This window comes from Geobacillus vulcani PSS1 (assembly GCF_000733845.1).
GTDB lineage: Bacteria > Bacillota > Bacilli > Bacillales > Anoxybacillaceae > Geobacillus > Geobacillus vulcani.
Map to the genome: position 1 here is coordinate 659043 of NZ_JPOI01000001.1, position 13458 is coordinate 672500.

A 13458-nucleotide genomic window follows, 5' to 3' on the forward strand; every position below is an offset into this window, starting at 1 on the left:
CTAATGTTTAAAGTGGCGCACGCCGGTGAAGACCATGGCGATGCCATATTCATCGGCCTTGCGGATCGAATCCGCATCGCGGATCGAGCCGCCCGGCTGGATGATCGCCGTAATGCCGGCTTTCGCCGCCGCTTCAACAGTATCGTCCATCGGGAAGAACGCATCGGAAGCCAACACAGCACCAGCCGCCTGTTCTCCCGCTTGTTCGATCGCAATCTTGGCTGCGCCCACCCGGTTCATTTGCCCGGCGCCGACGCCAACGGTCATGCCGTTTTTCGCCAGAACGATGGCGTTGGATTTGACGTGTTTCACCACTTTCCAGGCGAAGCGGAGCTGCTCGCGCTCAGCCTCGGTCGGCCCGCGCTTCGTAACGACATGCCATTCAGCGTCTTCGAGCGTGAACGTATCGGCCTCTTGTACGAGCAAACCGCCATTGACGGAAACGAGCATGTTTTCCTTGACGTCCGGCGCAGTAAAATCAAGCGTCAATAGACGGATGTTTTTCTTTTTCGTCAAAATGGCAAGCGCCTCGTCGCTGAATGACGGAGCGATGACGATTTCCAAAAAGATGTCATGCATCCGTTCGGCTGTTTCTTTGTCCACTTCACGGTTGACCGCAATAATCCCGCCGAAAATCGACACCGGGTCCGCCTCGTACGCCTTCGTAAACGCCTCAAGAAGCGTCGCGCCGACGCCGACGCCGCACGGATTCATATGTTTGATGGCTGCCACAGCCGGCTCTTGAAATTCACGAATGAGGTTGATCGCCGCATTGGCGTCGTTAATGTTGTTGTACGACAACTCTTTGCCGTGCAGCTGTACTGCGTTGGCAATCGAAAACGCCGCGCCAAGTGGTTTGGCGTAAAACGCCGCCGATTGATGCGGATTCTCGCCATAGCGCAATGATTGTTTTTTCGTGTACGTGATAGTGAGCGTTTCCGGGTAGTCCTCTCCAGCGAGGTTTGTTAAATACTCGGCAATCATCGCGTCATATGCCGCCGTATGGCGGAACGCTTTCGCCGCCAGCTGTTGCCGCGTTTTTGCTTGGATCGAACCGGTTGTTTTCAGTTCCTCGATCACCATCGGATAGTCGGCTGGATCGACGACAATGGCGACATCCGCGTAGTTTTTCGCCGCCGCGCGCACCATCGTCGGGCCGCCGATATCGATGTTTTCAATCGCCTCAGCCAGCGTCACGTCCGGTTTGGCGATCGTTTGTTGGAACGGATACAGGTTGACGACGACCAAATCGATCGGGCGAATGCCATGCTCTGCGAGCGCCGCTTGGTGGCGCTCATCGCTGCGCACCGCCAAAATGCCGCCGTGAATGGCCGGATGCAGCGTTTTGACACGCCCGTCCAAAATTTCCGGAAAACCGGTGACATCGGAAATCGAAATGACGGGAACGCCTGCTTCCTCAAGCGCTCGTTTCGTCCCACCGGTCGAAATGATGTCAATGCCAAGTTCGGCCAGCTGCTTCGCAAACGGAATGATGCCTTCCTTATTGGACACGCTGATCAATGCTCGTTTCACTGCCATCGTTTTCGATCCTTTCTTCTTGTTGTTCCTTTTCCCCTAGCAGCATGCGCAACACCGCCGGATATAGCTCATGTTCGACTTGATGAATGCGCGCTTCAAGCGATTCCATCGGCTCTCCCGGCACGATAGGAACAGCACGCTGGGCGATGACCGGTCCGGTGTCCATCCCCTCATCAACGTAATGAACGGTGACGCCTGTTTCCGATACGCCGGCCCGGTACGCTTGACCGATCGCATCTTTGCCCGGAAACGCGGGCAACAGCGACGGATGAATGTTGACAATCTTCCCTTCATAAGCGGAAAGCAAGGTCGGCCCGATCAAGCGCATGTAGCCGGCCAACGCAATCCAGTCGATTTGACGCCCCTTTAGTTCAAGCAAAATCTCGCTCTCAAACGCGGCTTTGGACGGGTAGTCTTTTGGGGAAAACACGAATGCCGGCACGTTTTCGCGCACCGCCCGCTCGATCACTTTCGCCCCCGGCCGGTCGCAAACAAGGAGAGCAATCTCCGCCGGCAAATCGCCGCGTTTGGCCGCATCCACGATCGCTTGAAAGTTCGTGCCGCTTCCCGAAGCGAACACCGCCAGCCGCTTCATCCCCGGCTCCCTCCAGCAAACGACACGCCCGCGCCTTCGACCACGTTGCCGATGATGTACGCCGGTTCGCCTTGTTCCGAAAGCCACTCAACAAGCGGCGAAGCCGTTTCCGGACTGACGGCGAGCACAAGGCCGATGCCCATATTAAAGACGGAAAACATCTCTTGCTCTTCAAGACGGCCCATTTTACGCAGAAGCTCAAAAATCGGCAGCACCGGCCATGAACCGAGCTGAATGCGCGCGCCAAGCCCCGAAGGCAGCATGCGGGGAATGTTTTCGATAAACCCGCCGCCGGTAATATGCGCCATCCCTTTGATCGTAAACCGCTCGCGCACAGAGCGCAACCGTTTCGCGTAAATGCGCGTCGGCTTCAACAACTCCTCGCCGAGCGGAACATCAAGCGGCTCGTAAATGCGGTCAAGCTCCAACTTCGCCTGCTCGAACACGATGCGGCGCACAAGCGAATAGCCGTTGCTGTGCAGGCCGCTCGATGGCAATCCGACGAGCGCATCGCCCGCTTGAATCGCCTCTCCGGTCACAAGCTGATCTTTTTCCGCAATGCCGACGGCAAATCCGGCCAAATCGTACTCGTCTTCCGCGTACATTCCCGGCATTTCCGCCGTTTCCCCGCCGATCAAGGCGCAGCCGGCTTCGACGCAGCCGTCAGCCACCCCTTTGACGATGGCGGCGATTTTCTCCGGCACCGCCTTGCCGCAAGCAATATAATCAAGAAAAAAGAGCGGATCCGCCCCTTGCACCGCGATGTCGTTGACACACATCGCCACACAATCGATGCCGATCGTATCGTGCCGGTCAAGCAAAAACGCGAGCTTCAGTTTCGTTCCGACGCCATCTGTGCCGGACACAAGCACCGGATGGCGGTAGTTGAGCGCCGAAAGATCAAATAAGCCGCCAAACCCGCCGATCCCCCCTATCACTTCCGGACGCATCGTTTTTTGCACGTGCTCTTTCATCAGGGCGACGGACCGATAACCGGCCTCAATGTCGACCCCTGCTTGTTTGTATGCCTTTGCCACGTTCCTTTCCTCCTTTTCGTCTCCCATCGCTCCACGAGAAGGTTGGCGATGAAAGGAGACCATGACACCATAACGAAACCATCCTTTGAAGCGGCGCTTCCGCTCGGTGGCGCTTCTTTCCGAGAAAACGCGCTCACCTGTGCGACAGCCGCCGTTGTTCAGCGCGTCGTTTATTTCACCGTCAAGCAAGGACGGACCGCTTGGCCGAGGCGGGTTGGATATTGGCCAGTGAAACACGCCAAACATTGCCCGCGCTGCGGCGAAACGTCCGGACGCCCGATGGCCTCAAGCATCCCTTCCTGGCTGATAAAGGCGAGGGAGTCAGCGCCAATCAAGCGCCGAATCTCTTCAATCGTACGATTCGCCGCGATCAATTCTTCCTTTGACGACGTATCAATGCCGTAAAAGCAAGGATGGGTGATCGGCGGCGCGCTGATGCGCACGTGCACTTCGACTGCTCCCGCTTCGCGGAGCATCGAGACGATGCGCCGGCTCGTCGTTCCGCGCACGATCGAATCATCCACCATCACGACCCGCTTGCCGGCCACAACCCCGCGCACCGGCGACAGCTTCATTTTCACTCCTTGCTCGCGCAACGCCTGCGACGGCTGGATAAACGTCCGCCCGACATATCGGTTTTTAATCAAGCCCAATTCGTATGGAATGCCGCTCGCCTCAGCGTAACCGATGGCGACCGAAATGCTTGAGTCCGGCACGCCGGTGACGATGTCGGCCTCTGCCGGCGCTTCCAAGGCGAGCCGCTTTCCTAAGTTTTTTCGGGCCGTGTGGACATTGATGCCGTCGACATGGCTGTCCGGACGAGCGAAATAAATGTATTCCATGCTGCAAATCGACCGCGGCTGCTCCGGAGCAAACCGTTCCGAACGCACCCCTTCATGGCTGATGATGAGCAATTCCCCTGGCGACACTTCTCGCTCATATGTGGCGCCGATGACATCAAACGCGCACGTTTCCGACGCCACGACATACGCTGAACCGAGCCTGCCGATCGAAAGCGGCCGAAACCCGTGCGGATCCAGCGCCGCATACAGCGCCGTTTCCGTCAGCAACAAAAACGCAAACGCCCCTTCGATCTGGCTGAGCGCCTCTTTCATTTGCCCGACAAACGTTGTTGCTTGGCTGCGGCGAATGAGATGGGCGAACACTTCCGTATCCGATGTCGTCTGAAAAATGCTTCCTTGCGCTTCAAGCGCAAGCTTCAGCTCGATGGCGTTTGTCAAGTTGCCGTTATGGGCGAGCGCCATCGCGCCGGTTTGCGAGCGGAATAAGAGCGGCTGAACGTTTTCATAGCCGCCCCCACCCGCCGTCGAATAGCGGACATGACCGATGGCCGCGGCCCCTTTGAGCGCATCGAACGTTTCGCTTTGAAACACATCGGTCACGAGTCCCAGCCCTTTATGGCCGGATAAGCTCCCGTTATGCGCGACAACGATGCCAGCCCCTTCCTGCCCACGGTGCTGCAAGCTGTGAAGGCCGTAGTATGTGAGCCGGGCGGCGTCTTCATGCCCCCAAATGCCGAAAATGCCGCACTCCTCGTTTAATCCTTTGATTTCAGCAAGCATGGAATGGCCCCTTTCCAGACGTTTCGCATGTCGTCGACCGAAAGGCGGATGATCGTTTCCCCCTGCTCCCCGTTCACGGTGAATGTGCCGTCATCCGTCACTTCCCCGATCCGTTTCGCTTCTACAAGCTGCTCAAATGCTTCTTGATGTTCCTTTTTCACCGAAACCACAAAACGAGACTGCGTTTCGCTGAACAGTTCACTGATGAGATCACCGCGGATCGTCACCTTCGCGCCAAGCCCTGAAGCCCCCATGACACACTCGGCAAGCGCAACGGCTAAGCCCCCTTCAGCCACATCATGCGCGGACGCCACCACCCCCGCGCGGATCGCCGCAAGCAGCTGGCGCTGGCGGCTTGCTTCCACTTTCAAATCAATTTCCGGCGCTTTTCCGAAAATGCGGCCTTCTAGAAACTTTTGCAGCTCGCTGCCGCCAAACTCCGGCTTCGCCTCGCCGATCACGTAAATCAAGTCACCTGCTTGCTTAAACGATTGCGTCGTGATATGGGAAAGGTCTTCAATCAGGCCGACCATGCCGACAACCGGCGTCGGGTACACCGCCTCGCCGTTCGTTTCATTGTAAAGCGAGACGTTGCCGCTCACGACCGGCGTCTCAAGCGCCCGGCACGCTTCGCTCATCCCGTCGACCGCTTTTTCCAGCTGCCAGAAAATGTCCGGCTTTTCCGGGCTGCCGAAGTTGAGGCAGTCGGTAATGGCGAGCGGCTTCGCTCCGGAACAGACGACATTGCGCGCCGCCTCGGCGACCGCGATTTTCCCGCCCATCTCTGGATCCAAATACAAGTAGCGCGAGTTGCAATCCGTCGTCAACGCAAGCGCCTTGTTTGTACCGCGGATGCGCACGACGGCCGCGTCTGATCCTGGAGCGACAACCGTATTCGTCCGTACCATATAGTCGTACTGATCGTACACCCATTCTTTGCTGGCAATCGTCGGCTGGGCGAGCAGCGCGAGCAATGTTTGACTGTAATCTTCAATGTGCGGAATATACGGCGGCATCGCTTGAAACTCACGGTAATAAGCCGGCTCCGCAGACGGTTTATGATACACCGGTGCGTCTTTCGCCAAGGCATCGACCGGAATCTCGGCCGCCACCTCGCCGCGGAAAAACAGACGAAGCATTTTATCATCGGTTACTTTGCCGATCGCTTTCGCCTCGAGGCCATATTTCGCAAAAATCGCAGCGATTTCGTCTTCACGGCCTTGCTTGACGACAAGCAGCATCCGCTCCTGCGATTCGGACAACATCATTTCATACGGCGTCATGCCCGCCTCGCGCTGGGGAACAAGATCCAAATTCATTTCAATGCCGAAGCCGCCTTTGCTCGCCATCTCGGCCGACGAGCTCGTCAGTCCGGCGGCGCCCATATCTTGAATGCCGACTAACGCATCGGACTTGACTGCTTCAAGACACGCCTCAAGCAGCAGTTTTTCCATAAACGGGTCGCCGACTTGCACGGCCGGACGCTTCGCTTCCGACTGTTCGCTCAACTCTTCCGAAGCAAACGTCGCCCCGTGGATGCCGTCGCGGCCCGTTTTCGCCCCGACGTACATGACCGTGTTGCCGACCCCGGTCGCGATGCCGCGCTGAATGTCCTCATGGCGGATGATCCCAACGCACATGGCGTTGACCAATGGATTGCCTTCATACGCCGGATCGAACTGCACCTCGCCGCCGACGGTCGGGATGCCGACGCAGTTGCCATACCCTGCAATACCGGCGACAACCTGTTCGAACAAATAGTTGACGCGCGGCGATGTCAATTCGCCAAATCGGAGCGAGTTAAGCAACGCAATCGGCCGCGCTCCCATCGAAAAGACGTCGCGGATGATGCCGCCGACCCCCGTCGCTGCTCCTTGGTACGGCTCGATCGCCGACGGGTGATTATGGCTTTCGATTTTAAACGCTACCGCCAGCCCGTCGCCGATATCGACAATGCCGGCACCCTCGCCTGGCCCCTGCAATACGTGCGGACCATCGGTCGGGAATTTTTTCAGCACCGGCTTCGAGTTTTTGTAGCTGCAATGCTCCGACCACATGACGGCAAAAATGCCGGTTTCCGTATAGTTCGGCAGCCTCCCCAAAATCGCTTCAATGCGGGCAAACTCTTCATCGGTCAGCCCCATCTCGCGATACAGCTTTTGTTCTTTGATCACCGCCGCGCTCGGCTCAAGCAGTAACGACATGAGTCTCCCTCCAATAATTGACGATCGATCGGAATAGTTTCAATCCGTCCGCGCTGCCGAGCAAAGCGTCGACCGCCCGCTCCGGATGCGGCATCATGCCGAGCACGTTGCCGCGCTCGTTGACAATGCCGGCGATATCCGCCAAGCTGCCGTTCGGGTTTTCCCCATGGTAGCGGAAGACGATTTGCCGGTTTTCGACAAGGCGCTGGAGCGTTTGTTCGTCGCAATAATAATTCCCTTCACCATGGGCGATCGGAATGGTAATCACTTCGCCCTTGTCATAGGCAGAGGTAAACATCGTTTCATTGTTTTCCACGACAAGCTGCACCGGCCGGCAGATGAATTTCAATCCTTGATTGCGGCGCATCGCCCCAGGAAGCAAGCCGGCTTCAAGCAAAATTTGAAACCCGTTGCACACCCCAAGCACCGGTTTCCCGGCTTCCGCGGCTTGCTTCACGGCGGCCATCACTTTGGAAAAGCGGGCGATCGCCCCTGAGCGCAAGTAATCGCCGTACGAAAAGCCGCCCGGAAGCAAAATGGCGTCGAACCGATCGAGATTCTCTTCATCATGCCAAACGTATTCCACTTCTTCGCCGAGTTCATCGGCGACCGCATGGTACATATCGACATCGCAATTCGATCCCGGAAAGACAATGACGGCAAACTTCATCGGGCGACGGCCTCCTCGATTTCATAGCGGTAATCTTCGATGACCGGGTTGGACAACAATTTCTCGCACATTTCACGGACCATCTCATCAAGGTCGCGATCGCTTTTTTCGATCACCAGCTCCATAAACTTGCCGATTCGGACGTCTTTCACTTCCGTATACGATAAGCTGTGCAGCGCCCCCTTCACCGCTGTCCCTTGCGGATCCAACACACTTTCGCGCAACGTGACATACACTTTTACTTTATACATGCCGATTCTCCCCCTAACCGTTGGAAAATAACCTCGTACGCCTCGGTTAAACTGCCAAGATCACGGCGAAATACGTCCTTATCCAATTTCTCATTCGTCTCGGCGTCCCAAAGCCGGCACGTATCCGGCGACACCTCATCCGCTAAAAGGATCGCGCCGTCCGCCGTGCGGCCAAACTCAAGCTTAAAATCAATTAATCTCACTTTTCGCTCGGCAAAATGGGCGCGCAACACGTCGTTCACTTTCAGCGCTTCCCGTTTCAGCCAGACGATCTCCTCGCGGCTCGCGAGCTTCAAAATCGCAATGTGGTCTTCGACGAGCAGCGGGTCGCCAAGGTCATCGTTTTTGTAGTAAAACTCGACAAGCGGCGCCTCAAGCGGCGTTCCTTCCGCCAAGCCGAGACGTTTCGCCAAACTTCCGGCCACGACGTTGCGGACGACGACTTCCAGCGGGATGATCGTCACGCGTCGGACCAATTGTTCCGTTGGCGACAGCTTTTCAATAAAATGATTGGCAACGCCTGCTTCTTGCAATTTCGCAAACAGTAAACTGGAAATCTCGTTATTGAGCCGCCCTTTGCCGGCGATCGTCGCCTTTTTCTCGCCGTTAAACGCCGTGGCGCTGTCTTTGTACTCCACCCAAAGGACATCCGGTTCATCCGTCGCGTAAATTTTTTTCGCTTTCCCTTCATACAACAGCTGTTGTTTTGCCGGCATCATGCAAGCCTCCGTTATCCAGAAGATTGAAAATTTTTCGTGTAACCGGCCAGCATGAGGCCAGCCGGCTTCCACTTACTCTAATCCTAAGCGGGCAAAAATTGTATCGACGTGTTTCAAATGGTGGCGGTAATCAAAGCAATCATCGAGCTCTTCTTTCGTCAACCGGCTCGTAATCCGCTCATCCGCCTCGAGAAGCGAGCGGAACGGAACTTGTCTCTCCCACGCTTCCATCGCTTTCGGTTGCACTAAATCGTACGCCTCCTCGCGCGTCATCCCTTTGTCAATCAAAGCGAGCAAGACGCGCTGCGAGTAAATGAGCCCGAATGTGCGCTCCATATTTTTCTTCATATTTTCCGGATACACCAACAAGTTTTTCACAATGTTAGCAAACCGGTTCAACATATAGTTCAACGCGATCGTCGCATCCGGCAAAATGATGCGCTCCGCTGACGAATGGGAAATGTCGCGCTCATGCCAAAGCGGCACATTTTCATACGCCGTCACCATATATCCGCGAATGACGCGCGCCATGCCGGTCATGTTTTCCGAACCGATCGGATTGCGCTTATGAGGCATCGCTGACGAACCTTTCTGCCCTTTGGCAAAAAACTCCTCGACTTCACGCACTTCGCTTTTTTGCAAGCCGCGAATTTCCACAGCAAATTTTTCAATCGATGTCGCAATGAGCGCGAGCGTCGCCATGTAGTAAGCGTGGCGGTCGCGCTGCAACGTTTGCGTCGAAATCGGCGCCGGCGTCAAGCCAAGTTTTTCACAAACATACTGTTCCACAAACGGATCCACATTGGCGTATGTGCCGACCGCTCCAGAAATTTTTCCCACTTCCACCATCTTTGCTGCTTGTTCAAACCGTTCCAAATTCCGCACCATCTCCGCATACCAAAGCGCCAGCTTCAGCCCGAACGTCGTCGGTTCGGCATGAACGCCGTGCGTACGTCCCATCATGACCGTGTATTTATGTTCGCGTGCTTTCTCTTTCAGCACTTGAATGAAGTTTTCCAAATCGCGCCGCAAAATGGCGTTCGCCTGTTTCAGCAAGTAACCTAACGCCGTATCGACGACATCGGTCGAGGTGAGGCCATAATGCACCCATTTTCGCTCTTCCCCAAGCGTCTCAGAAACAGCGCGGGTGAAGGCGACGACATCATGGCGCGTTTCTTCTTCGATTTCTTTAATGCGGTTGACGTCAAACGACGCGTTTTCACGCAGACGGCGGACATCTTCTTTTGGAATGACGCCAAGCTCGGCCCACGCCTCGCACGCGAGCAATTCCACTTCAAGCCATGCCTGAAAGCGATTTTCCTCGGTCCAAATCGCTCCCATTTCCGGTCTTGTGTAACGTTCAATCATCCTCGTTCCAGCCTCCGATCATGCCAAATTTGCCACGACTCGATTCGCGCCAGCGCTTCCTCAACATCATCCGCCAGTACAGTCACATGGCCCATTTTCCGCTTCGGCTTCGCTTCATGCTTGCCGTACAGATGGACGTAAACCGCACCGGCAAACGCATCAATTTGCCGAACGATCGGCTCGACATGTTCGCCGAAAATATTGACCATCACGGCCGGCTTTACCAATTCCGTCGACCCGAGCGGCCAGTTGCAGACGGCGCGGATGTGCTGGGCGAATTGGGACGTGGCACATGCATTGATTGTATAATGACCCGAGTTGTGCGGTCTAGGGGCCAATTCATTAATATAAATATCCCCGTCTCCTGTCAAAAACATTTCCACCGCCAACGTCCCGACGAGCGAAAATGATGCTGCCAACGTCTTGGCGTAAAGGACCGCCCGCTGCTCGATGTGTTGTGGAATCCGTGCTGGAACGATCGTTTGATGCAAAATGTTCTCGACATGAATGTTTTCCGCCACCGGAAAAACAGCCGTCTCCCCGTCGCCGTTGCGGGCGACAATGACCGACATTTCTTTCACAAACGGTACCCAACCTTCCAAAATGCATGGGCCAAGCCGAAGCAAATCAACCGCGTTGGCTACATCGCCTTCGCCGCGCAGCACATATTGCCCTTTGCCGTCGTAGCCGCCACGCCGCGTTTTCAAAACACACGGGAATCCGATCGCCTGGACGGCCTGTTCGAGCTCCTCCGCCCCATTCACTTCGACATAGGGCGCCACCGGCAAACCGGCAGCGACGATCGCCGCTTTCTCCAACGCCCGATCTTGCGTCACCGCAAGCAACCGGCTTCCTTGTGGGACATAGGCGTTTTCCACAAGCCACTCAAGCGCCCGCGCATCGATGTTTTCAAACTCGTACGTGATCACATCACTGATGAGCGCCAGTTCAGCTATCGCATCCAGATCGTGGTACGGCGCAGTGATTTCCACATCAGCCACTTGCCCGCACGGGGAATCAGGCGTTGGATCGAGAACGGCAATGCGAAAGCCCATCTCGCGCGCCGCCAAAGCCATCATCCGCCCGAGCTGGCCCCCGCCGATGATGCCGATCATCTGTCCCGGAACAATCCGCCGCTTAGCCAAGCTGATCACTGCTTTCCACAATTTGTTTTCGAATGGCTTCCCGTCGCGCTTTGAGCGCCTCCATATAGTGTGGCTCAAGAAGCCCAAGAATGGACGCAGCGAGCAATCCGGCATTGGTCGCCCCCGCCTTGCCGATCGCCACCGTCGCCACCGGCACCCCGCCTGGCATTTGCACAATCGACAATAACGAATCCAATCCGTTCAGCGCCTTGGATTGCACCGGCACTCCAATCACGGGCAGCGTCGTTTTCGCCGCGATCATTCCCGGCAAATGAGCTGCCCCGCCAGCTCCAGCAATGATCACACGGATGCCGCGCTCCTCGGCTGTCTCCGCATACTGAAACATCTCGTCCGGCGTCCGATGTGCCGATACGACTTTTTTCTCAAACGGAACACCCAATTCCTCTAAAATGGCACAAGCGTGCTTCATCGTTTCCCAATCCGAGTGACTTCCCATTACCACTCCGACGAGCGGGTTCATATCGTTTCACTCCTTTTGCTAGCACAACAAAACCCAGAATATGCGTTCCCATCCATAAACGAGGGAAAGCATCGTTCTGGGCTTTGACAGTTGCTGATCGAAAAAAAGCCAAAACCGATCCTTTCCCTCATAGTCCAATAATTTACGGTTATTGGGTAGAAACTTTTGGGCCATATTCCCAAAATTATATGAGGGATCTTCTCATATACGTATGAAGTTACTTTTATAGTAACAGGTGTTTTTGAGAGGTGTCAAGGAAAAAATCGAACATTCGACATATTAACAAAGCGAATGTTCGTGTTTTTGCAATCACCAAATGAAGATAACGGCATATGATGAAGGAGCGGAGGAGGGAGACGTTATGGCCAACGAAAACCCATTTATGCCGTTTGCCGATTGGACAAAACATTGGCAACAATTTTTCCAAAATGATTTTTGGGGAAACATCCAGCCGTTGTTGCCGTCATCAAACAAACCGTCATCCGGCATGAACATCTACAAAAAAGACAACGAGCTGCTCGTTGTCATCAGCCTCCCAGGGCTCGAAAAAATCGAAGATGCAGAAGTGTATGTATCATATAAAACGTTGGAAGTGAAGGCAGCCATTAATCTCAACTTTAAAGGGTTTGAGCTGGTGGAAGAAGGCATTTTCCAAGGCCAATTTCAAAAAACAATCCCACTGCCGTTCGCCGTCAAAGAGGACCGCATCGAAGCAACATACCATAACGGCCTGTTGTTCATCCACCTGCATCGACTCATCCCTGACGAGCCGAAAAAGAAAATTGTCATCAAAAAAAGCGAATAATCTCCCCCACGAGTCCACAAAAGGAGATACCTGCCTTTCCGAAAAAAAATAAAAAAAGAGGGTGTCCCAAGCCGTACAGGACACCCTTACACGAGTTTCCGTTTCCTATCGCTTTTATGAAAAAAGGGGGTCTAGGAAACGATGATCACGCTTTAATTTTGGGGGAGAGGATTGAAAATGGCGTCATTAAAAATGACTTAATGACAATAGGCAAAAAAATGAGAGAACCGTATAGCTCCCTCATTTTTGCCTGCCTAGCAGCGACCTACTCTTGCAGGGGCGCTGGCCCCAACTACCATCGGCGCTGGAGGGCTTAACTTCCGTGTTCGGGATGGGAACGGGTGTTTCCCCTCCGCCATAGCCACTAGGCAAGCATTTGGATTATGACATCATTTATTATACTCGAAAAATAAACAATGTCAAGAAGGAAGTTCATTCCTTCAAAACTAGATAACCGTCGGAAGAAGCCGCGCTTCGTACTGTCTAGCTCCGGCCGCCATCGGCTCGCGACGCTTCGGTCCTGCTGTGGCGGCGACACATTGCATACGCTCCTGTGGCACCACCCACGCAGAACCAAGCTTTGCTTGGTTCGAGCCTCCTCGCAGGCCCTCCAGCGCGTTTCGCCGATAAGCGGGCGGCCTCCGCTTTTCGCACTGTCTAGCTCCGGCTCGCCGCCGCTCGGGGTCAAATAACCTTCTCCCTCGGGGTGCAAGCACCCCTGCGGGCGAAGAACATTTGCCCGTCGCGGCGAACCGCTCGCCTGCGCTTTTCTATTGTCCAGTTCCAGCGCCTAGCTCTCTTCTGCCAAATAACCTTCCCCCTCGGGGCGCGAGCGCCCCTGCGGGTGAAGAACATTTGGCTTCGAGAGCGAAACGCGGCGCTTCCACTTTTCTAGGTTAAGCCCTCGATCGATTAGTATCCGTCAGCTCCACGTGTCGCCACGCTTCCACCTCGGACCTATCGACCTCGTCATCTTCGAGGGATCTTACCCGCTTTTGGCGGTGGGAAATCTCATCTTGAGGGGGGCTTCACGCTTAGATGCTTTCAGCGCTTATCCCGTC

Annotated in this window: 12 protein-coding genes, 2 rRNA genes and 1 riboswitch (1 of these 15 cut by a window edge); of the genes, 1 reads left to right on the forward strand and 13 read right to left on the reverse strand. The window is 55.2% G+C overall.

Annotated elements, in window-relative coordinates; genetic code table 11:
• The 11 genes from purH to purE form a co-directional block, all read right to left on the reverse strand.
• Positions 1 to 1539, reverse strand: a complete 1539-nt coding sequence (purH, locus tag N685_RS0103600; protein WP_031405958.1) for a bifunctional phosphoribosylaminoimidazolecarboxamide formyltransferase/IMP cyclohydrolase — start codon at positions 1537 to 1539, stop codon at positions 1 to 3.
• The gene (gene purN, locus N685_RS0103605; protein WP_031405960.1) at positions 1502 to 2134 is read right to left on the reverse strand and encodes a phosphoribosylglycinamide formyltransferase; all 633 of its coding nucleotides are present in this window, start codon (positions 2132 to 2134) and stop codon (positions 1502 to 1504) included. The genes purH and purN overlap by 38 nt, the downstream gene beginning before the upstream one ends.
• Complete coding sequence (purM, locus tag N685_RS0103610) at positions 2131 to 3171, reverse strand: phosphoribosylformylglycinamidine cyclo-ligase (protein ID WP_031405963.1); 1041 nt, start codon at positions 3169 to 3171, stop codon at positions 2131 to 2133. The genes purN and purM overlap by 4 nt, the downstream gene beginning before the upstream one ends.
• 170 nt (positions 3172 to 3341) lie before the next feature.
• Entirely contained in the window at positions 3342 to 4754 is a 1413-nt protein-coding gene (purF, locus tag N685_RS0103615; protein WP_031405964.1) for an amidophosphoribosyltransferase, read from the reverse strand.
• Positions 4730 to 6958, reverse strand: a complete 2229-nt coding sequence (gene purL / locus N685_RS0103620; RefSeq protein WP_031405966.1) for a phosphoribosylformylglycinamidine synthase subunit PurL — start codon at positions 6956 to 6958, stop codon at positions 4730 to 4732. The genes purF and purL overlap by 25 nt, the downstream gene beginning before the upstream one ends.
• Complete coding sequence (gene purQ / locus N685_RS0103625) at positions 6942 to 7628, reverse strand: phosphoribosylformylglycinamidine synthase subunit PurQ (protein ID WP_031405968.1); 687 nt, start codon at positions 7626 to 7628, stop codon at positions 6942 to 6944. Before purQ ends, purL begins: the two co-directional genes overlap by 17 nt.
• Positions 7625 to 7879 (reverse strand): phosphoribosylformylglycinamidine synthase subunit PurS, encoded by a 255-nt coding sequence (purS, locus tag N685_RS0103630; RefSeq protein WP_031405970.1) that lies wholly within the window; start codon positions 7877 to 7879, stop codon positions 7625 to 7627. Before purS ends, purQ begins: the two co-directional genes overlap by 4 nt.
• A complete protein-coding gene (purC, locus tag N685_RS0103635; protein WP_031405972.1) occupies positions 7867 to 8595 on the reverse strand; it encodes a phosphoribosylaminoimidazolesuccinocarboxamide synthase in 729 nt (242 codons plus the stop codon). Before purC ends, purS begins: the two co-directional genes overlap by 13 nt.
• A gap of 75 nt (positions 8596 to 8670) precedes the next feature.
• Positions 8671 to 9966: an adenylosuccinate lyase gene (purB, locus tag N685_RS0103640; RefSeq protein ID WP_031405974.1), complete on the reverse strand. Its 1296-nt coding sequence runs from the start codon at positions 9964 to 9966 to the stop codon at positions 8671 to 8673.
• Entirely contained in the window at positions 9963 to 11111 is a 1149-nt protein-coding gene (gene purK / locus N685_RS0103645; protein ID WP_031405976.1) for a 5-(carboxyamino)imidazole ribonucleotide synthase, read from the reverse strand. The genes purB and purK overlap by 4 nt, the downstream gene beginning before the upstream one ends.
• Positions 11104 to 11592, reverse strand: coding sequence for a 5-(carboxyamino)imidazole ribonucleotide mutase (gene purE, locus N685_RS0103650; RefSeq protein WP_031405979.1), 489 nt, complete (start codon positions 11590 to 11592; stop codon positions 11104 to 11106). The genes purK and purE overlap by 8 nt, the downstream gene beginning before the upstream one ends.
• 110 nt (positions 11593 to 11702) lie before the next feature.
• A riboswitch (purine riboswitch) is annotated at positions 11703 to 11804 on the reverse strand.
• Between the two features lie 149 nt (positions 11805 to 11953).
• Between purE and N685_RS0103655 the strand changes: the two genes are divergently transcribed.
• On the forward strand, positions 11954 to 12397 hold the full coding sequence (locus N685_RS0103655) for an Hsp20/alpha crystallin family protein (RefSeq protein WP_031405981.1): 444 nt from the start codon (positions 11954 to 11956) through the stop codon (positions 12395 to 12397).
• A 252-nt stretch (positions 12398 to 12649) separates the two neighbouring features.
• Here the strand turns inward: N685_RS0103655 and rrf are convergent.
• Together rrf and N685_RS0103665 are read right to left on the reverse strand one after the other, a co-directional pair.
• Positions 12650 to 12766 (reverse strand): 5S ribosomal RNA (gene rrf, locus N685_RS0103660).
• Between the two features lie 523 nt (positions 12767 to 13289).
• Positions 13290 to 13458 (reverse strand): 23S ribosomal RNA (locus tag N685_RS0103665) (it continues 2760 nt past the right edge of the window).